The organism is Streptomyces sp. JW3 (assembly GCF_052216785.1).
Taxonomy (GTDB): domain Bacteria; phylum Actinomycetota; class Actinomycetes; order Streptomycetales; family Streptomycetaceae; genus Streptomyces.
In genome coordinates, this window is record NZ_JBQOUX010000038.1 from 45,346 (window position 1) to 64,745 (window position 19,400).

Here is a 19,400-nt window from a genome sequence, read left to right on the forward strand (position 1 = left end):
AGGTCCGGTCCGCATCGGCGGCCAGGGAGGTCCGGTCCGCATCGGCGGCCAGGGAGGTCCGGTCCGCATCGGCGGCCAGGGAGGTCCGGTCCGCATCGGCGGCCGGGGTGGGCGGGGCGGCTGGGCCTCCGGTGGTCCGCGTCGTCCACGCCTGTTCCAGCGCGGCCAGCGCGCGGGCCACCTCGGCGGTGGCCGGCCCGGCGTTCTCCAGCCACCAGGAGACGGCGGCCGGGTAGGCACCCGGGTACAGCGCGGCGCAGGTCTCCGGAACGGGTTGCGGGGACCCCGGGCCCCGGCCCCGGCCCGCGCCGATACCGCCCAGGTCGTCCAGCAGCGCGCGCAGCAGCAGTGGGCTGCCCGCGCCGGCGCGTACGCACTGTGCCGTCCAGTCGGGGCCGGCCGCCGGGAACGCGGCACGCGCCAGCGCCGCCGCGGCCAGGTCGCCGAGCGGGGCCAGGGTGTGGACGGTGACCAGGGAGGGGGGCAGCGCGTGGGTGAGTCCGGGGGGCCCGGGTGCCACGTCGTACTGGCTGCGCTCGGTGGCGACCAGCAGGACCGGTAACCGGCCGACCCGGCGGGCCGCCTCGACCAGCCAGCGGCGGGAGGCGGAGTCGGCCAGGTGGACGTCGTCGACGGTGACCATCACCGGGGAGTCGGCGGCGTAGCCGCACAGGCACCGCCACAGCCGGGCGGCGGTGTCCCGGTCGTCGCCGCCGTCACCGAGCGGGTCCGGGCCCTGGTCCGCGAACCGCGGTACCCGGCTCAGGCATTCGCGGACCGCCGCGAAGGATACGTCGCTGTCCTGCGGGGAACAGTGCACTCGCAGCACCTTCAGTCCGCGGGCCGCGGCGTGCTCGGCGGCGGCCTCCAGGACGGCGGTGCGGCCGGTGCCGGTGGCACCGCGCAGCAGCACGAGGCGACCGGTGCCGGCGCGGACGCGCTCGGTCTCGGCCGCGATCAGCGCGTGCGCGTCGTCGCGTTCGCACAGCGGTCGGGTCATGGCTGCCTCCCGGGGTGGACGGTGCGCCTCGGCCTGTAGGACGGGGTGGGGCGGACGGGGTTGCGTGGCGGTGGCGTGGCTGTGGCGAGGCTCACCACAGCGCCCACCCGGCGGCCCGGAGGACGCGAAAACGTCCCCGGACACCGTCTGACCTGCGGCGACGGCCGAATTTCGGGGCCGCACCGGGAGTTTGCGCGCTGGTCTCGTGGTGTACCTCGTGGTGCTCCACGATTGCGGGTGTCACAGCAGTCCCAGAAGTGTGGAACACGCTCATCCGCCTCCGCCCCTCACCGGACGCGCGGACACGTGAACTTGGGGGAAACGGTTGCTCAACTCACCCCGGACCACAGACACCGGCCGCGCGGCCGGCCCCGGGCGCAGGACACCCGTGTCGGTCACCGCCCCGGACCCGATCAGCCGCGAGGGCGCGATCAGCCAGCTGCGCCGGCACCCGGAGATCGAGCTGCGCGAGGGGACCGGCCCCGGCACGGTCGCGCTGCTGATCGAGGACGCCCTCGACGAGGCCGGGCTGACCCGGCTGCGCCGGCTGGTGCGCAGCGAGGGCGCCCGCGCCGTGCTCGTGGTGGGCACGATCCGCGAGAACGAACTGCTCGACGTCATCGAGTGCGGCGTCGGGGCCATCGTCTGGCGCCGGGAGGCCACCGACCACCGGCTCGTGCAGGCAGTGCTGGCCGCCTCCCGGGGCGACGGTGATCTGCCCTCGGATCTGCTCGGCCGGCTCATCAACCAGGTGGGCACCCTGCACCGGGGCGCGGCGGGCCGGCCCGGCTCGCCGTCGCTGGGCCTGGCGGCGCGCGAGGTCGACGTGCTGCGGCTGGTGGCCGAGGGACTCGACACCGGGGAGATCGCCAGCAAGTTGTCCTACTCCGAACGCACGGTCAAGAACGTGATGCACGGCCTGACGACACGTCTGCACCTGCGCAACAGGGCGCACGCCGTTGCCTATGCCCTCAGGGAAGGCTACATCTGACCGAACGGGCAATCGAAGGCGGACTCCCGGGCAGCGCCGCTGCCCGGTCCCCGTCCCCGCCGCGCGTGCGGGACGGACGGCCCACCGGGCACCATCGAATCCGGTGGTCAGCGGGTACAACGGCACGGCGAGCGGGTGTGAGGCGGGAGCACGGCAGTGATCCACGAGGTGGACGAGGTCCTCAAGGACCTGCTCAACAACGGGACGCTGAACGGTTCCGGTATCGACGTCTCCTTCGACGCCCCGACCCGCGACTGGGCGGCCCGCCGCAACGGGCCGGGCATCAACGCCTATCTGTACGACATCCGCGAGGAACTCTCCCGCCGGGCCCGCGGCCAGATCTCCGTGCACGACGAGGAGGGCCTGGTCGTCAAGCGCCGGCAGCCGGTGCGCTGGTTCCGGCTCGCCTATCTGGTCACCGCCTGGACCAAGCAGCCGCGCGACGAACACCGGCTGCTGTCGGCGGTGATGGCCACGCTGCTGACCAACGAGTGGGTGCCGCCGGCCCAACTGCCCGGCTCGCTCAAGGAACTGGGCCTGTCGGTGCACGTGGTGATGGCCGGGCACCACACGGAGGCCCGCTCGCTCGCGGAGATCTGGTCCGCGCTCGGCGGTGAGCTGAAGCCGTCCCTGGACGTGGTGATCACCGCGCCGTTCCCGGCCTTCCGCGAACTGCCCGCCGGACCGCCGGTCACCGAGGGCGCGGCGGTCCGGGTGCGGTCCTACGACGGTGCCGCGGACGGCGCCGAGGACTGGGCGGACCGTACCGAGCGCCAGCGGGACGAACGGGCCCACCGGCCGCGGCAGGTGGCGATGGCCAAACGCGCCCGGCGGGCCGGGAACATTCTGGAACCACCGGTGGAACAGGACGACGAACAGCCATGACGTCCCCCAGCCCGTCCGCCCTGCCGGCCCGGCTCGCCCGGCTGCGGGAGCGGGTCGCCGCGCTGGTCGAGCACCGCGCCGCGACCGATCCCACGGCCGACGACCCGTTGCGCGGCCTGTACCTCTCCGAGGACGCGGTACGGCACCTGCTGCACCGCGCCGACGGCCCCGCCGCGCACGACCCCGCGTCCTACGACCCGGCCGCGCCCGGCGATCCGCCGGCGCCCGTCGCCCCCCTGGGCGCCCCGGGCCGGCTGGACGCGCGGGACCCGTTGGACGCGCTGGCCGCCAGGCTGGGCCTGACCGACGTGGACACCGCGGTCCTGCTCGTCGCCCTCGCCCCGGACCTGGACCGCGGCTTCGAGCCGCTGTACGGCTACCTCAACGACGACGTGAGCCGCCGCCGGGCCACCGTGGCGCTCGCCCTGGACCTGTGCGGGCTGCCGGTGCACGACGCGGCGGCCCGGGGCCGGTTCCACCCCTCGGCGCCGCTGACCGCGCTCGGTCTGCTGGTCGTGGACGAGCCCGAGCGGCCCTTCCTCAGCCGCGCGCTGCGGGTCCCCGACCGGCTGGCGGCCCATCTGCTGGGCGACGACACCCCGGACGCGGCCCTCGCCGGGCACATCCGGGCCCTGTCGGCGCCGGTCACCGCGTATGAGGACGGTGACGGCGAGGAGGCCCCGGACACCCGGTTCGTGCGCCGGCTGGCCGCGCTGCTCGCCGCCGCCCCGCTGACCGTCTACGTCCGTGAGCGCCGCGAGGGCGACGGGCTGGCCTGCGTCACCGCCGCGCTGCACGCCGCCGGCCTGTCGGCCCTGCACTTCACCGGCCCCGAGGAACGCGTCCCCGACCTGCTGCGCGAGGTCCGGCTGACCGGCCGGGCGGTCGTCCTGACCGGGCTCCCGGACAAGCCGGAGACGCTGGTCCGCGCGCTGACCGCCGCCGCGGACGTACCGGTCCTGATCACCTCGCAGGGCCCGTACGACCCCCAGTGGAGCGAGTACGACCCGCTGGTCCTGGAGGCGCCCGGACGGCGCTCGGGCGCGGTGGACACCTGGGCGGCGGCGCTCGGCGACGCCGCCGACACCGGGCTCGACCTGGCGGCCACCGTCGCCCCGTACCACCTCGGCGGGGAGCGCGTGGTGCGCGCCGCGCTGGCCGCGCGCGGCCTCGCCGCCTTCGACGGCACCCCGGTCACCGCGGGCCATCTGCGGCTGGCCGCCCGCCAGCAGTCCGCCTCCGGCCTGGAACGGCACGCCCGCCGGATCCGCCCGGACGTGGACTGGCGGGACCTGGTGCTGCCCGAAGGTCCCTTGACCCAGCTGCGCGAACTGGCGCTGCGGGCCCGCCACCGCGACCAGGTGCTCGGCGACTGGCGGCTCAGCGCCGGCGGCGGCCGCGGCCGGGGCGTGCTCGGCCTGTTCGCGGGCGAGTCCGGCACCGGCAAGACGCTGTCCGCCGAGGTCGTCGCCGCCGACCTGGGCCTGGACCTCTACGTCGTCCAGCTCTCCTCGATCGTGGACAAGTACGTCGGCGAGACCGAGAAGAACCTGGAGCGGATCTTCTCCGAGGCCGACCGCACCGACGCGGTGCTGCTGTTCGACGAGGCCGACGCGGTGTTCGGCAAGCGCGGCGAGGTCAAGGACGCGCACGACAAGTACGCCAACATGGAGAGCGCCTATCTGCTCCAGCGCCTGGAGGCGTTCGACGGGATCGCGCTGCTCACCACCAACCTGCGGGCCAACATCGACGAGGCGTTCACCCGCCGGCTCGACCTGGTGGTCGACTTCCCGTTCCCGGACCCCGAGCAGCGGCTCGCGCTGTGGCGGCACGGGCTGAAGCACGTACCGACCGTCGAGAACATCGATGTGGCGCCGCTGGCCAAGGAGTTCGAGCTGGCGGGCGGCTCGATCCGCAGCGCCGTGGTGACCGCCGCCTACCTGGCCGCCGGGCGCGGCAGCGCGGTGACGGCGGCCGACCTGCTGGACGGCGCCCGCCGCGAGTACCGCAAGGCGGGGCGCCTGGTGCCCGGCGAGGGTTCCTGGTAGCTCAGGCCCCGTTGTCGGCCGTCGACGGCTGGACGATCTTCCAGTCGCCGTCGGCGGCGGGGTTGCCGTCGGCGACGGTGCAGTTGTGGATCGTCAGCTTCGTGCCGGAGACGCGGTTGGTCGTCTCGTGCACCTGGAGGCACTTGTTGTTGCTGGCGAAGTTGCGGATCCAGTAGGCGCCGCTCTTCTGCTTCTCCAGCCACCAGAGCTGGTTGTCGGCGGTCGTGCCGTCGCAGGTGAACTCGATGATCGCGGTGCCGACGGGCTTGGCCCCGTACCCGCCCAGATCCATGCAGAGCTGGTCGGAGGTGTTGCGGATCTGGAAGAGCTTCGCGCCGCCGGGGCCGGCCTTCGGGTAGCGCACCTCCAGGTCCCACATCTGGTCGTCGATGTCGCCCTCGTGGCACTCGGCCTGCTGGACGACCGTGTTGATCGCGCCCTCGTTGCGGCCGGGGATGTCGGCGCACATGTCGGTGGTGGTGTTGCGCAGCATGACGTTCGAGGCGGGCAGGATGTCCGGCTCGGTGCTGGGCGACGCCGAGCCGCCCCCGCCCCCGCCTCCGCCGCCGCCGGCGTCCTCCTGCTCCGTCTCCTCCTCGGTGGGATCGGCGACGGGCGATTCGGCGGGCGCGCTGGGCGCGGTCAGCTCCTGCGTGGCGCTCGGGCTGGGGGCGAGTACGCTGCCCGCCTCGTCGACCTGCTCGGTGGCGGCGGTGCGGACCTGCGGCTTGTAGGCGATCCAGATCAGCACGAAGGCGAGCGCAAGCGCCAGGAAGATGCTCAGGAAAGTGGCCAGCCAACGGGGCAGAAAGCCGCGCTGCACGAACGTACCCGGCACGGCGAGAGGCTCGACCCCGGACCGCTGCAGAGCCAGCGAGTACGGCCGCTCCTCCTTCGAACCGAACCAGGTCACCTGCTTCGGCCGCAGCGTGCCCTTGACGAACACCGCCCGCCCCGGCTCGATCTGCACACTCGCCGGATGCAACTCGTAGTTGAGATGATCACCCTGGTCACTGCCGGCGATCGACGCCGTCACCTTCGTATTGCCCAGGTTGTCCACCGCGAGGCGCGGCTTGCCCCGGAACCGGCCCTTCACCGTCACCGGCACCAACTCGGCCCGCACCTCGGTGAACGGCGTGATCGTCAGATTCCCCTCGGGAACCGTCACCGCCTCCGGATGCTCCGTCGGCGTGATCCGCACCCCGTACGGATTCGGACCCGCCGTCGCGTCCGGAGTACGCGGCGGCGAGAACGTCAGCTCCACCGTCCCCGTCGTCCCGGGATACAGCCGCATCGTCGGTGGTTCGATCACCGTCCAGGAGGCCGGCTCACCGACCGGCTCGAAGCGGTACTCGTCGACCACATCGCCGGTGTTGCGCACCCGCAGCCGCACGCGCGTGCTGCTGCCGGGATCGACGGTGGCGGACGCGGGCTCAAGGGAGGTCCAGAGGCTCATCGCGTTCAGGCTAGGGGCGGGTGCCGTCGCCCGTCACCGGACCGCCGGGCAGACCCGGCTGCCCCGGCGGCCCTCCGGCACCTACCCCTCGGTCGGGTGGATGATCTTCCACTCCTGGTCCTGGATGTTGGTGCAGGCCGAGATGGCCAGCTTGGCGTCGAGACCGCCGCCGTCGCCCTCGACGTCGAGGCACAGCTGGTTGCTGGCGAAGTTGCGGATCCAGTAGTCGCCGCTGTCCTGCTTGTCGACCCACCACATCTGGTTGTCGGTGGCGGTGGTGCTGTCGCAGGTGAACTCGGTGACCCTGGTGCCGGCGGGGGCGGCTCCGTGGGCCGGCAGGTCCATGCAGTACTGGTCCTTGACGTTGCGGATCTGGAAGAGCTTGGCGCCGCCGGGGCCGCCCTTGGGGTACTTCACCTCCAGGTTCCACATCTGATTGTCCTCGTCGCCCGGGATGCACATCGACTGCTGCACCACGTCGTCGGGGTTGCCCTTGTCCCGGCCGACGAGTTCGGCGCACATGTCGGTGGTGGTGTTGCGCAGCATGATGTTCTCGGCCGGCACGACGTCCGGCACCTTCTTCTTGGTGGGGGTCGGCGACGCGCCGCCGCCGCCATCCCCTCCACCGCCGCCCGCGCCGGTGTCCTCGGACTCCTCGGTCGTCGGCTGCTCGGCCTCGGGCGTCTCGGCCGGCACGCTGGGCGCGGCCAGTTCCTGGGTCGGGGTGGGACTGGGCGTCAGCGCGACGCCGGCTTCGTCGACCTGCTCGGTGGCGGCGGTGCGGACCTGCGGCTTGTAGGCGATCCAGATCAGCACGAAGGCGAGCGCCAGCGCCAGGAAGATGCTCAGGAATGTGGCCAGCCAGCGGGGCAGGAACCCGCGCTGCACGAACGTACCCGGCACGCTGAGGGGTTCGACGCCGGACCGCTGGAGAGCCAGCGAGTACGGCCGGTCCTCCTTCGAACCGAACCAAGTGACCTGCTTCGGCCGCAGCGTGCCCTTGACGAACACCGCCCGCCCCGGCTCGATCTGCACACTCGCCGGATGCAACTCGTAGTTGAGATGATCACCCTGGTCACTGCCGGCGATCGACGCCGTCACCTTCGTATTGCCCAGGTTGTCCACCGCGAGGCGCGGCTTGCCCCGGAACCGGCCCTTCACCGTCACCGGCACCAACTCGGCCCGCACCTCGGTGAACGGCGTGATCGTCAGATTCCCCTCGGGAACCGTCACCGCCTCCGGATGCTCCGTCGGCGTGATCCGCACCCCGTACGGATTCGGACCCGCCGTCGCGTCCGGAGTACGCGGCGGCGAGAACGTCAGTTCGACTGTGCCGGTCGTCCCCGGATAGAGCCGCATCGTCGGCGGATCGATCACCGTCCAGGGGGCCAGCTCACCGACCGGCTCGAACCGGTACTCGTCGACCACATCGCCCGTGTTGCGCACCCGCAGCCGTACACGTGTACTGCTGCCCGGATCCACCGTCGCGGAAGCGGGCTCAAGAGAGGTCCAGAGGCTCACGCCACGACGATACGGCGCCGTACCGGCGTCGTCAGGGGACCACCGGGCAGACCCGGCTGCCCCGGTGGACCCGCCAGTTGCCCGCAGGCCCTAGAAGTCGCCCCGGGCCATCCGCGCGCCGACCTCCGCGGCCTCGACCTCTTCGGAGTGGTCCGGGCTGGAGACGGACTCGCCGTGGCCGTTGTCGGTGCCGGCCACCTTGCCCTGGGACTGCTGCCAGACGTGGTGCGCCTCGTGGAACATCGTCGCGTCGTCCAGGCTGGAGCGCTGGGCGACGATGTGGTTCCCGGTGGTGTAGGCGAGCGCCTTGAGCTGCACCGCGGACTGCTGCGCCACCGCGTTGTCGTGCAGCCTGACGTGCCCGAAGCTCATGCCGTACGCCTGCTCCGCCCGGTCCTGGATGTGCGAGGGCAGCGGCTTGCCGGAGGTGCTGATCGCGTCGTTCACCGACACCCGCGGCTCCTCGAAGGCCGGCTCCGACGGCGCCATCCGGCGCTGCACGTCCGCCTCCGGCTCCCCGTGGCCGCACCCCGGCCCGTGCTCGTGCGTGGCGCGCTGGACGGCCTGCGTCACCGCCGCGTTGCCGGCCAGCCGCTGAAGGGCGAGCATCCGGCCCGCGACGCCGCCCGGACCGCCGGGGCGGCCGACCGAGCTCTGCTCACCGGCCTGGCGGGCGGCCTGTGTTCCGTGTGCGCGCACGACGCTCCTCGGGGGACGCTGGGGTTCGGCAGGTGCTTGTTTTGCTGACAGGCTGCCCCATCGGCACCGTCCGCCGCAACGGACTCGGGGGCAGACCCGCGGGCAGCGGGCTGCCTCAGGTCGTCTCCCGCCTCAGCTGCCCCTTCTGCTCCATCGCGTCCACGTCCTTCAGGTGCAGCCGGATCACCACCGGGTGCGAGAGGGTCCGCTCCAGGTCGCCGACCGTCTCGTCACCGCGCGCCCACTGGGTGTGCCGGTGCCGCAGCCGGGCCACGGCCCGCACGTCCAGGGAGAACTGCACCAGCACCGTCCGGTCCTTCGGCTTCTGCAACGGGACCATGCCGCTGGTGTTGCCACTGGACGCCATGTCACCACCGGGCATGCCGGTGGTGGTACCGGCGCCGTTCAGCCCGTCGGTGCCGTCCCGCGCCGGGCCCGACCCGAACGGGGGGACGCCGGAGCGGGAGTGCGAGGCGGAGGTCGAGTAGGCGTTGCCCGCCGCCCTCGGGGCCTGGACCGCCGAGCCGTCCATGGTGGTGTCGTTGCCGTCGATCGAATCGGAGGTCAGCAGGGTCTGCGCGACCGGTTCGAACGTCATCTCCTCGCTCTCGCCCAGGACCACGCCGTCCTTCAGCCTGCCGTGCAGTTCGCAGGTGGCGTCCGAGCCCTCCAGGCCGGACAGGTGCTGCGGCGGCAGCGGCACACCCGCCGAGACGATCTGCGGCAGCCAGGTGATCAGCCACTCCGTGGACACCGCCGTGCGCAGCCCGTAGGCGGCCTCGTCGGCCCCGCCCAGCACGTCGGAGCGCTTCTTCGCCGCGTCCCGCACGGCGCCCCGTACGGTGTCGACCACCTGCGGCGCGCCGACGAAGCCGTTGACGACGGCCGCCCAGGGCAGCCCGACGCCCTCCTTGTGCCAGTCGCCCGGCGTCTGCGCGTTCTCGGCCCCGGTCCGGCGGACCGCCGCGGGTGCCTCGGCGTCCGGCTCGGGCCGTTTCATCCTCGCCAGGGCGTTCAGGTCGTTCTGGAGCGCCCGGTACACCAGCGCCTGCGGGCCTTCGAGCGAAACCTCCGCCACCGGCCCGGAGTTCGACCGCAGTACCAGCTTGACGTCGACCGGTACGCGCACCTTCGACTGGAACGCCCCGGTGTCGCCCATGATGGCCCGCACGCCGACCTGTTCACGGTTGGCCGCCGACCGCTGCCGGCTGTGGCCCGTGTCGAACCGGAAGCCGGAGGCGCCGCCGGCCGACTCGATCACCGCGTCGCCGGTCGACCCCGCGGCGGACAGCGGGAGCTGGGCGCCGCGGGTGCTGCTCTCCTTCACGCTCTTGGTGTGCTGGTGGGAGCCGACCGTCGCGTACTCGATCTCCCGGTCCTTGCCGGCCAGTCCGGTGACGTTCCCGTCCCCGGTGCGCTCGACCTTCAGTTCCAGCCAGTAGACGTTGCCGCGCAGGAAGGGGGTGCGGGTGTTGCGTCTGAGCTGGATGACGGCGCCGCCGTCCATGGCGCTGGCCAGCACGCCCATGGCGCCGTCCCGGCCGAGCAGTTTGGTCAGCGCCTGCACGTTCTTGTACTTGTCCTCGATCCCGCTCTCCGGCAGCAGGTCGTCGCAGAGCGACTTGTTCGTCCCGGCCAGTCTCGCGCGCAGCAGGTCCTTCAGGGGCAGGAAGTCCGGGGCCTGCTCGATCAGGCCGAAGCCGAGGGGCAGGCCCTGGGCGAAGCCGGTGGCGACCTTCGGCGTGCCCTTCCCGCCGGGGGCGGCCAGGGCCGTGTCCATGTCTCCCTGGTGCTGTTCGAGGTTGTCCTGCCACTTCTTCTCGGCTTCCGCCGCATCGTTCTTGCGCTTCGTCTCCTGTGCCTCGAACTCCTCCTGGTTGGTCTTGCGCGCATGGATGCGCTTCAGTTCCTCGGCCCGCCGCTCGTCCCTGCGGGCCCGCTCCTCGCGGGCCGCGTCCCGCCGGTCCCGCTCCCGCTGTCTGAGCGACTCGCGCTCCTGGCCCTCGGACGTCCGGCCCTGCGCGTGCCGCGTCCTGACCCGCAGGGTCCGCTCCTGCCGTGACCCCCGCTCCTGCGCGCGCCGCGCCTGCCGGTCGGCCGCCAGCTCCTGCCGTTCCCGGTCGGCCTCCGCGAACTCCAGCCGCTGCTGCTCAGCGCGTGCCTCGGCCTCCTGCTCGTGCTGGAGCACGACGCCTTCGTGTTCTTCCCGCCGCCCGTCCGCGGTGACCTGTTCCGCACGCACCGTGTCCTGGTCGGCGCGCTCCCGCTCCAGCCGGGCCTGCCGCTTGCGTGCCTTGCCCGGGGGCCGCTTGCGGGGCTGTCCGGTACGGGCGCGCTTCTTCGCCAGCCGGTTCCGGCGCCTGCGTTCCCGCTGCTCCCGTTTGCGCTGCTCCGCTTCGAGGTCCGCCAGCTCCTGGGTGAGCGCGTCCAGGTCCTGTTGCAGCGCCCGCTGCTCGGCACGGTCCGCCCGCCGTTGCGCCAGCTCCCGCTGCTGGAGTTCCCCTTGTGCGATCTGTCTGCGCAGCGCCTCCCGCCGGTCCTGGTCGGCCTGCCGCTCGTCCTCCTCGCGCAGCCCGTCCGCCCAGTGCTGGTCGTCCGCCCGGACCTGGTCCCGCTCACCGGTGCGCAGGGCTTCGGACCGCGCGTGCCGGTCCTTGGCCTCGCCCAGCGCCTCCGTCGCCGTCCTGCGTTCCTCCTTCTCGGCCCTGCGGTGCCCGGACTCCTCCTGCCGCCGGCGGGCGTTCTGCTCCGCCTCTTCCTTCGCCCGGTCCTCGGCGTCCTTGCGCTCCAGGTACTTGCGGTGCTCGCCCAGCGCCGCCGCCTCCTTCGCCCTGGTCTTCGCCGCCTCCTGCTGCCGCCACGCCGTCAGCTCGTCGTTGTCCATCCCGGCCTTGGCCAGCTGGTCCGCGGTGAGCCACAGCGCGACCTGCCGGGGCAGGGTGCGGCGCCCGCCCCGGATCACGGGGTCGGACCCGTGCCCCGGCTTGACCTCGGCGATCACGGTGGCGGTCAGGTGGCACTGGACCAGGAAGAGCGGCTCGCGCGCCCGGGGGTGGACCGCGTTGCGTTCGACGGTGGCGCCCGTCGCGACCGCCTCGCCGGTCGTCTCCCCGGTGCCGTACACACCGGTCAGGCCGCCCCGGCCGCGGAAGTCCTCCCCGCGTCCCGTGCCGGTGACTCCCGCGGCGGTGCCCTTCGTCTTCGTCCTCGACTCGGCCGAGGACGACTGGTGCCCGCCGGACACCATGTTCTCCATGCCGACACCGAGGACCTCGCGCAGCGGCTGGGGCGAGGCGAGGGTGAGCTGGAAGTGGTCGCCGACCTCGCCCTCCAGGGTCCTGATCCGCCGGGGGTAGCGCAGTCCGGTGACGACCCGGTTGGCGTCGACCCCTTCGCGCAGGTCCGACCGGATGTCCTCCGGGCTGTAGTGCTCCTTGAGCGCCAGCTTCGGGGCGAGCCCCGACGCCTCGAAGACCTTGTCGCCGTCTCCCTCGTCGGCCTTGGCCGCCGCCCGCGCCAGCAGTTGGAAGGCCAGCTCGGACAGGGGTTCGCCGCTGCCGACCGTCTCGATGTACTCCCAGTCCCGCACACCGTCCCCGCCGCTGCCCATCTTGGCCAGCGCGGGGATGCTCGCCGGTGCGTCCTTCCCGAGCGCCTGGGGCTCCTCGGGCACCCCGGCCGTCACCCGCTGGCCGGCGGAGTCGGCGGTGAGTTCGGCGGACGTGGAGAGCTTCACCTGCTGTGCGGCCCCGGCGAACGCGTGCACCGTGGGCTGCTTCCCCCGCTGGTTCGTCAGGCCGGTGATCTCGTTGTCCGCGTCGGAGGAGAACAGCGGCTCGTCCTCGGGCATGTCCCGGCCCGGCGCGCCGGGCAGGACGCTCCGCTCCAGGGTGCGGCCCCGGGTCGTCCGGACCACGTCCACACTCAGCCGCAGCTCGGTGCCGAAGGTGCTGGTGGTCGTGGAACCGGCGTTGAGGGAGTCGGTGCGTCCCACCGGGCCGCCCTGCACCCCGCGGCTGTCCGCCCACCCGGCGTTGACCGACGTCTGCAGGCCCACGTGCCCCTCGGTGGCCTGGATCTCCGCCCGTACGTTCCCCTGGCGCGCGCTCTGCTTGCCGGTCTGCGCGCTCCAGCCCGCACCCGCGCTGTTGCGGTTGAGCCAGTCCGGCGTGTCGCCCTCGTAGACGATGTCCCCGACGGTGCCGCGCACCCGGATCTCCACGTCCCGGGACTTCAGGTCCGTCTTGCTGCGCAGCCGCACCAGGACGCCGCTGCTCAGCAGCCGGCTCTTGTGGGCGGCGAGCCGGGCCGGGGAGAGCTCCTCGTGCAGCGTTCTGAGGTTGGCCAGCAACCGGTCGCCGTCGCCCTTCGCGGGGTCCATGAAGAAGGGCTCCGCCTGGTCGCCGAACTCCGGCAGGTACTCCCCCCTGAGCCCCAGTGCCGGGTCCCTGAAGGCCTGCTCCAGGTAGGCGATGAGCGGGCCGGTGTCCAGGTGGGTGAGGGACGTGCTGTTCCCCATCGCGCCGAACTGGAGGTGCCGGTCGTGCAGTTGGTCGGTGCCGTCGGCGTTCTTCAGCACCGTCTTGCCGTCCGCGGTGCGCTTGCGCTTGTCGTACAGCGGACGGGCCGAGGGGTCCTCGGGGAGCTGGTCGCCGAGGAGGTGGTACGCCTCCTCCTTGCGCAGGCTCATCCAGGCTTCGATGTCGTGCTCCGCGGTGCGCTGCTTGCGCCTGGTCAGGTGGTCTCCGTCGCGCGGACCGCCGTACTCCACGAAGAGTCTGACCTTGCTCAGGAAGAGCACCTTGGGGCCGCGCACCTCGGCGCCCTGCCGGACGGTCGTGGTCCGGTCGAGCGACGAGGAGCCCATGCTCTTCGCCCCCACGCTGCCCACCAGGTTGGCGCGCAGGGCCGCCGCGCCCGGCACTCCCAGGATGTACGCGCCGCCGAGCTCCGCTCCGACGCTGTGCCCGCCGGCCGCCGCGACGCCCTGGTTGCTGGCCACCGTCTGGTGGTGGCGTGCCTGGTCGGGGCCCGCACCGACGGTCTTGGCCCGCGGCTGGGCCGGCTCGTCCTCCTGGCCGTCCTCCTGACGGTAGGCGGACAACTCGGCCAGGTGCGGGTCGGTCGCCGTGCCGGTCGCCGGCTCCGGTCCGACCAGGGGCGTCATCTGCACGATCTCGGCGCGCATCCGGAAGACGCCGCGGGACTCCCGGTGCTTCTGGTCGGACTGGAGGACGTCGCTCGTCACCCACCCGGCCAGCAGGCGCGGCATCTCCCGGTGGATGGTCTCCCGGGACACCTCGGCGTAGAGCTGCTCGCGGCCGGGGGTGCCGGGGGCGGTCATCCGCCCGTGCGCCGCCCCGGCCACCGCGTCGAACAGCCCGCCGCCGCCCTGGTGCGGGTCGCCGGTGTCCTCCACCCCGATCGTGGACAGGGAGACCGCCTTGCCCACCTCCGCGCTCTGCGCGGCGTCGAGGTTCCGCGAGAGGGCCGGGCGGGCGGTGCCCGCCGGGACCATGTACTCCATGGGCACCCGCATCTCCATGCCGCCCAGGTGAGTACCGACGGTGGGGCCGGACACGCCCCGCTGCTCGACCCGGACCGTGTACCGCACCTGGCGTTTCACCCGGGCCGACAGGGCGGCGCTGCGCAGCGTCCGCGCCTCGGTCACCGCCCGGCCGCTGTGCCGGCTGCGCTCGGAGTGGAAGGTGCCGCCGGCCCCGAAATGACCGCCGAGGTAGTTGATCCCGTCCAGCGTGCCGTACACCTTCGCGCTGGGGTTGAACCCCGGTGACGCGGTCCGGTGACTGCCCGAGCTGTGTCCGCCGGTGGCCGCGAGCTGGTTGTCGTCCTTGACACCGGGGCTGCCCTCGGCCGCCCCCTTCTCCGTGTGCGCCGTCGCGTCGGCTTCCTGCTGGGGCGTCAGGCCGCTGCCGGTCCCCTTCGGCAGCCCCGGGTTGGGGAAGAGCGCCGGGTGCGGCGTGTCCTGGGGTCCCGGGCCGATCGCGACGGTGACGTCGAAGACGCGCTTCTTCTTCCCCGCCAGGGCGAAGGTCCGGCCGCGGCCGAAGAACGTGTCCGGCTCGCTGCGCAGCCGCGCCGCGACCACCGACGCGTCGATGTCCTGACGGTTGCTCGGCGCGCCCCGCAGATCCGTGCCCTGGATCACCCGGACGACCGCGTTGAGGTCCTCCTCGGGGAGCGCGAAGACCGTGGAGTGCCCGGACGAGGTCAGGTCCATCAGGTAGGGCGGCAGCGTCACGGGCGGGTAATCCGCGCTCGGGGCCGCGACGGGACCGGGGTCGGGGTCGGCCACCGGGTCCCTGGGGGCGACCCCCAGGTAATGGCCGGCGAGCGCGTCGACCGGGTCCCGGGCCGGCGGGGCCGTCTCGGTGCCCGTGGTCCGCTCGGGCGGCAGCTCCGTCATCTCGTGGGACTCGCCGCTCGGCCGCCGGCCGTCCATCAGCCGGCTCACCGCCGCGTTCCCGGCCAGCCGCTGGATGTCCAGCATCCGCCGCGAACCCAGCGCCGCCCGGGAGCCGGTGGCTGCCGCCACGGCCGTGGCCGACGCCGCCCGGGAACCGGAGGCCGCCGCCACGGCCGTGGCCGACGAGCCGCGGGCGCCGCCCGCCGGCACCGCCGTCACCGGCGCCCGCTCCCCGCCCGTACCCGCACCGTCTCTGTCCCGCGCTGCGCCCAACCCCACGCCTCCTGACCGACGGGACCGGCCGTGACCGGTACCGTCACCGTCCTCGCCGCCGCGGCGCCGTCCCCGGTGCGGCGGGGCGACGGGCTCTCGACAGCCAGGTGACATCCTGGCGAACTGACACTCAACACACGATGTTGAAGCAGAAACGGGGGGTGACCACCAGGGAAAGACGGGGATTCTGCCCCAATGGGCACGAGCGGGGGCAAGGAGAATGCCCCCGGTCCGGCACCGGAGGCCGTTTCGACGGGGGCAACGCGCGCGTGAGGCTGAGGGGCGTCCTGTCTCGTACCCCGAGGAGAGCAGAGCATGCCGTCCTACCTGTCGCCCGGCGTCTACGTCGAGGAGGTGGCCAGCGGCTCGCGCCCGATCGAGGGAGTGGGCACCTCGGTGGCGGCCTTCGTCGGGCTCGCGCCCACCGGGCCACTCAACGAGCCGACGCTGGTGACCAACTGGACGCAGTACGTCGCGTCCTTCGGTGACTTCACCGACGGGTACTACCTGGCGCACTCCGTCTACGGCTTCTTCAACAACGGCGGTTCGGCCGCGTACGTCGTCCGGGTCGGCGGCTCCGCCGACGGCACCGGCGCGAACGGCGCGTCCGCCTCCCCCGCCGCCGTGAACGGCGCCGCCGCCCCGGCCGCGCTGCCCGCCGCCGAGCCCAAGCAGCTCGGCACGTTCGCCGTCACCGCGAACACCGCCGGCCAGCACGGCCCGCTCACCGTCGAGGTCGCCGACCCCGAGGGCGAGGGCCCCGCCGAGCGCTTCAAGCTGATCGTCAAGGACGGCGAGAAGCCGGTCGAGTCCTTCGACGTGAGCGCCAAGAAGGGCAACCGCTCCTACGTCGTCACCCAGGTGAAGGAGCGCTCCAAGCTCATCACCGTCACCGAGGCCGCGCCGGCCGCGCAGCTGGCCCGGCCGGAGAACCAGACGGTGACCCTGGCCGCGCCGCCCGCCCCGGCCGCCCCGCTGGAGAAGGTCCCGGACGAGATCGCCCAGCCGGGCCCCGCCCAGTACCTCGGCGACAGCTCGGACCGCACCGGCTTCGGCGGCCTGGAGGCGATCGACGAGATCTCCATGGTCGCGGTCCCCGACCTGATGTCCGCCTACCAGAACGGCGCCATCGACCTGGAGGCCGTCAAGGCCGTCCAGCTCGGCATGATCGCGCACGCCGAGCTGATGGGCGACCGGGTCGCCATCATCGACCCGCCACCCGGGCTGAACGCCCGCCAGATCCGCGTCTGGCGCCAGGAGACGGCCGGCTACGACTCCAAGTACGCCGCCCTGTACTACCCCTGGATCAAGACCTTCGACCCGGCCACCGGCCAGGCCCGCATCGTCCCGCCGAGCGGTCACATGGCGGGCATCTGGGCCCGCAACGACTTCGAGCGCGGCGTGCACAAGGCCCCCGCCAACGAGGTCATCCGCGGCGCCATCGACCTGGAGCTCCAGATCACCCGCGGGGAGCAGGACCTGCTCAACCCGATCGGTGTCAACTGCATCCGGTCCTTCCCGGGCCGCGGCATCCGCGTCTGGGGTGCCCGCACCCTCTCCTCCGACCCGGCCTGGCGCTACCTGAACATCCGCCGGTACTTCAACTACCTGGAGGAGTCGATCCTGATCGGCACCCAGTGGGTGGTGTTCGAGCCCAACGACCACAACCTCTGGGCCCGTATCCGGCGCAACGTCTCGGCGTTCCTCGTCAACGAGTGGCGCAACGGCGCCCTGTTCGGCCAGAGCCCCGAGCAGGCCTTCTACGTCAAGTGCAACGAGGAGACCAACCCGCCGGAGTCCGTCGACCTCGGCCGGGTCATCTGCGAGATCGGCATCTCGCCGGTCAAGCCGGCCGAGTTCGTGATCTTCCGGCTGGCCCAGTTCTCCAGCGGCAGCGGCGAGCTGGAGGAGTAGGCGGACCGCCTCTCCTGGCTCCTTCCTCCCTCACCTTTTTCTAGAAGGACAGCGAACTCATGGCTCTCCCCAAGGCAGAAGACGTCCTCGTAGCACCGAATTTCGGTCTCCAGATCGACGGTGTGATGGTCGAGTACCTCAACTCGGTCAGCGGTCTCCAGGTCGAGCAGGACGTCATCAAGTACCAGCAGAACGCGGGCACCACCGGCCGCAACAACGTCACCCTGATGCCGGGTGTGGCCAAGGACGGTTCGGTCCAGGTGGAGCGCGGCGCCAGCCAGTCGCCGGCGTTCACCACCTGGATCAACGACTCCCTGAACGGCCAGATGGCCACCGCCCGCAAGAACGCCACGATCATCCTCATGGACTACGAGGACAGCCCGGTCAAGCGCTGGAACCTGCGCAACGCCTGGTGCAGCAAGATCGTGATGGGCACGCTGAAGGCGGGTGACACCAATCCGCTCACCGAGACCGTGACCATCGTGTTCGAAGAACTGGTCGTCGAGTAATGCGTCGTTCGGCTGTCGGTGCGCCCAGTGCGAGGGTTGCCGAGGCGCCCGCGGCCGACCGGTCGGCGGCGGCGGGAGCGGAGATCACCTCTCCGGCGCCCGCCGCCGCCCCGCCGGCGGACGTGGCCCCGCGGCAGACACTGCGCACCGAGTTCCCCTTCGAACTGCCCCGCGGCTACGTGGACGACAGCGGCACGGTGCACCGCGAGGGTGTGATGCGGCTGTCGACGGCACGGGACGAACTCGTGCCGCTGCGCGACGTCCGGGTCCGGGAGAACCCGGCGTACCTGTCGGTCGTCCTGCTCGGCCGGGTCATCACCCAGCTGGGCACGCTGCCGTCGGTGCACGACGGGATCGTGGAGAGCATGTTCGCCTCCGACCTGGCGTTCCTCCAGGACTTCTACCGCCAGATCAACGCCGAGGGCCACACCCGGGCGGCGGTGGAGTGCCCGCACTGCTCCGAGCCCTTCGAGGTGGAACTCGGCGGGAGCCGCCTGGGGGAATCGTGACGTACGCGACCGACCGGCTGCACGAGGAGATCGCGTACGTCGCCTACCACTTCCACTGGAACCTGGAGGCGATCCTGGACCTGGAGCACCATGACCGCCGCCAGTACACGGAGCAGATCGCGTCGTTCGTGACGCGGGCCGAGTCGGAGGACTGACCTGTGGGGTTCCTGGACCGTCTGCGCGGCCGGGGCGGCCGCCCCGGCGAGGTGACCGGACCGGCGGCGGTGCCTTCGCCGGCCCCGGCGTCGTCTTCGCCTGTGGAGCCGACGCCGGCTGCGGCGCCGGCTCCACCGCTGCGGGTGGCCGGGTGGTCGGGGCTGCCGCCGATCCAGCGGTCCGCGGCCGGCTCCTCCGGGGTCGCCGACCGGGGCTTCGGCGGCCGGCTGCCGACCTGGCAGAACCCGTCGTTCAGCAGGAACGCGTCCCTCGGTGTCCTGGACACCTCTCCGGAGCGGCTGCTGCCGTCGCCGTCCGCCGCCGCGCCCACCGCCGCCGCCGGGCCGGTGACCGGTCTGGAGCGGCCCGCGCGGCCGCTGCCCCGGGCCGCCACGCCCGGTACGGAGGTGCAGCGCGCGCCGGTGGTGCCGCTGCGGGCCGTCCCGGCGGACCCGTTCGACGCGCCGGGGCCCGCCGCGCAGGGGACGCCGGGGCCGTCGTCCGGCTCCGGGCCCGCCGTGCAGCGGGCGGCCGCGCCCGCCATGCCCTCCGTCGCGGTGTCGCACGTACCGCCGCCCGCGCCGGCCCCGGAACCGCCGCGCGGTATCCGGGTGACGACCGCGCCGACGGCGCCGCCCCGGGCACTGCCCCTGGTCACGGCGCCGGCCACCGCGCCGGCCGTACAGCGCAGGTCCTTGCCCACGGCGCGCCGGGAGTCCGCGCCACAGGGCGGGGCCGCTCCGGCCACCGCGGCGCCGCCGCCGCCGGACCGGGGCAACGGAAGCGATGGCGGCAGGGGGGACGGCGGTGGGGACGGCAGGGGAGGCGGAACATCCGCCTCCCCCGGTCCTGTTGTGTCCCGCACTTCCCCCGCGCCCGACGCCGCCCTGCCCATCCAGCGGGCGGTCTCCCGCGCCGCTGAGCCCGCCCCGGCCCCGGACCGTGCGCAGGGGCCCGCCGCCCTGCCCGTCACCCGTCCCGCCGGGCCCGGCGCCGCGCCGCCCCCTTCGGC

Annotated in this window: 12 protein-coding genes and 1 pseudogene; 8 read left to right on the forward strand and 5 right to left on the reverse strand. The window is 73.2% G+C overall.

Annotated features, from left to right (window positions below; all coding sequences use genetic code 11):
* Nucleotides 1-1,000, reverse strand: a 1,000-nt coding sequence (locus ACTT8P_RS17615) for an ATP-binding protein (protein ID WP_442832599.1), incomplete at its 3' end; no start/stop codon positions are given.
* A 325-nt stretch (nt 1,001-1,325) separates the two neighbouring features.
* Between ACTT8P_RS17615 and ACTT8P_RS17620 the strand changes: the two genes are divergently transcribed.
* From ACTT8P_RS17620 to ACTT8P_RS17630, 3 genes are all read left to right on the forward strand, one after another.
* Nucleotides 1,326-1,991, forward strand: coding sequence for a helix-turn-helix transcriptional regulator (locus tag ACTT8P_RS17620; RefSeq protein WP_442832600.1), 666 nt, complete (start codon nt 1,326-1,328; stop codon nt 1,989-1,991).
* A 156-nt stretch (nt 1,992-2,147) separates the two neighbouring features.
* The gene (locus ACTT8P_RS17625; protein WP_442832601.1) at nt 2,148-2,876 is read left to right on the forward strand and encodes a DUF4255 domain-containing protein; all 729 of its coding nucleotides are present in this window, start codon (nt 2,148-2,150) and stop codon (nt 2,874-2,876) included.
* Nucleotides 2,873-4,924 (forward strand): ATP-binding protein, encoded by a 2,052-nt coding sequence (locus ACTT8P_RS17630; protein ID WP_442832602.1) that lies wholly within the window; start codon nt 2,873-2,875, stop codon nt 4,922-4,924. The genes ACTT8P_RS17625 and ACTT8P_RS17630 overlap by 4 nt, the downstream gene beginning before the upstream one ends.
* A 1-nt stretch (nt 4,925) precedes the next feature.
* On the opposite strand, the gene ACTT8P_RS17635 is transcribed toward ACTT8P_RS17630, so the two are convergent.
* The 4 genes from ACTT8P_RS17635 to ACTT8P_RS17650 all read right to left on the reverse strand — a co-directional run bounded on the left by ACTT8P_RS17635 (nt 4,926) and on the right by ACTT8P_RS17650 (nt 15,246).
* Entirely contained in the window at nt 4,926-6,380 is a 1,455-nt protein-coding gene (locus tag ACTT8P_RS17635; protein ID WP_442832603.1) for an RICIN domain-containing protein, read from the reverse strand.
* Between the two features lie 81 nt (nt 6,381-6,461).
* Nucleotides 6,462-7,901, reverse strand: coding sequence for an RICIN domain-containing protein (locus ACTT8P_RS17640; protein WP_442832604.1), 1,440 nt, complete (start codon nt 7,899-7,901; stop codon nt 6,462-6,464).
* A gap of 90 nt (nt 7,902-7,991) precedes the next feature.
* Nucleotides 7,992-8,600, reverse strand: coding sequence for an eCIS core domain-containing protein (locus ACTT8P_RS17645; RefSeq protein ID WP_442832605.1), 609 nt, complete (start codon nt 8,598-8,600; stop codon nt 7,992-7,994).
* A gap of 115 nt (nt 8,601-8,715) precedes the next feature.
* Entirely contained in the window at nt 8,716-15,246 is a 6,531-nt protein-coding gene (locus ACTT8P_RS17650) for a hypothetical protein (protein WP_442832606.1), read from the reverse strand.
* Nucleotides 15,247-15,615: 369 nt separating this feature from the next.
* Here ACTT8P_RS17650 and ACTT8P_RS17655 point away from each other — a divergent pair, with 369 nt between their 5' ends.
* From ACTT8P_RS17655 to ACTT8P_RS17675, 5 genes and pseudogenes are all read left to right on the forward strand, one after another.
* Nucleotides 15,616-17,214 carry a phage tail sheath subtilisin-like domain-containing protein gene (locus tag ACTT8P_RS17655; RefSeq protein WP_442832607.1) on the forward strand — a complete coding sequence of 533 codons (1,599 nt, stop codon included), beginning with the start codon at nt 15,616-15,618 and terminating at the stop codon, nt 17,212-17,214.
* A gap of 59 nt (nt 17,215-17,273) precedes the next feature.
* Nucleotides 17,274-17,723: a phage tail protein gene (locus ACTT8P_RS17660; RefSeq protein ID WP_361156166.1), complete on the forward strand. Its 450-nt coding sequence runs from the start codon at nt 17,274-17,276 to the stop codon at nt 17,721-17,723.
* Nucleotides 17,723-18,232, forward strand: coding sequence for a hypothetical protein (locus ACTT8P_RS17665; RefSeq protein ID WP_442832608.1), 510 nt, complete (start codon nt 17,723-17,725; stop codon nt 18,230-18,232). Before ACTT8P_RS17660 ends, ACTT8P_RS17665 begins: the two co-directional genes overlap by 1 nt.
* Nucleotides 18,229-18,387: a DUF6760 family protein gene (locus tag ACTT8P_RS17670; protein WP_442832609.1), complete on the forward strand. Its 159-nt coding sequence runs from the start codon at nt 18,229-18,231 to the stop codon at nt 18,385-18,387. Before ACTT8P_RS17665 ends, ACTT8P_RS17670 begins: the two co-directional genes overlap by 4 nt.
* 102 nt (nt 18,388-18,489) lie before the next feature.
* A pseudogene (locus ACTT8P_RS17675) lies at nt 18,490-19,400 on the forward strand (hypothetical protein); the annotation flags it as partial.

What these genes read in the sequence shown, in the direction of transcription:
- ACTT8P_RS17660 (WP_361156166.1), top strand. Translation starts at nt 17,274, where the DNA reads ATGGCTCTCCCCAAGGCAGAAGACGTCCTCGTAGCACCGAATTTCGGT.
- ACTT8P_RS17655 (WP_442832607.1), top strand. Translation starts at nt 15,616, where the DNA reads ATGCCGTCCTACCTGTCGCCCGGCGTCTACGTCGAGGAGGTGGCCAGC.
- ACTT8P_RS17630 (WP_442832602.1), top strand. Translation starts at nt 2,873, where the DNA reads ATGACGTCCCCCAGCCCGTCCGCCCTGCCGGCCCGGCTCGCCCGGCTG.
- ACTT8P_RS17635 (WP_442832603.1), bottom strand. Translation starts at nt 6,380, where the DNA reads ATGAGCCTCTGGACCTCCCTTGAGCCCGCGTCCGCCACCGTCGATCCC.
- ACTT8P_RS17665 (WP_442832608.1), top strand. Translation starts at nt 17,723, where the DNA reads ATGCGTCGTTCGGCTGTCGGTGCGCCCAGTGCGAGGGTTGCCGAGGCG.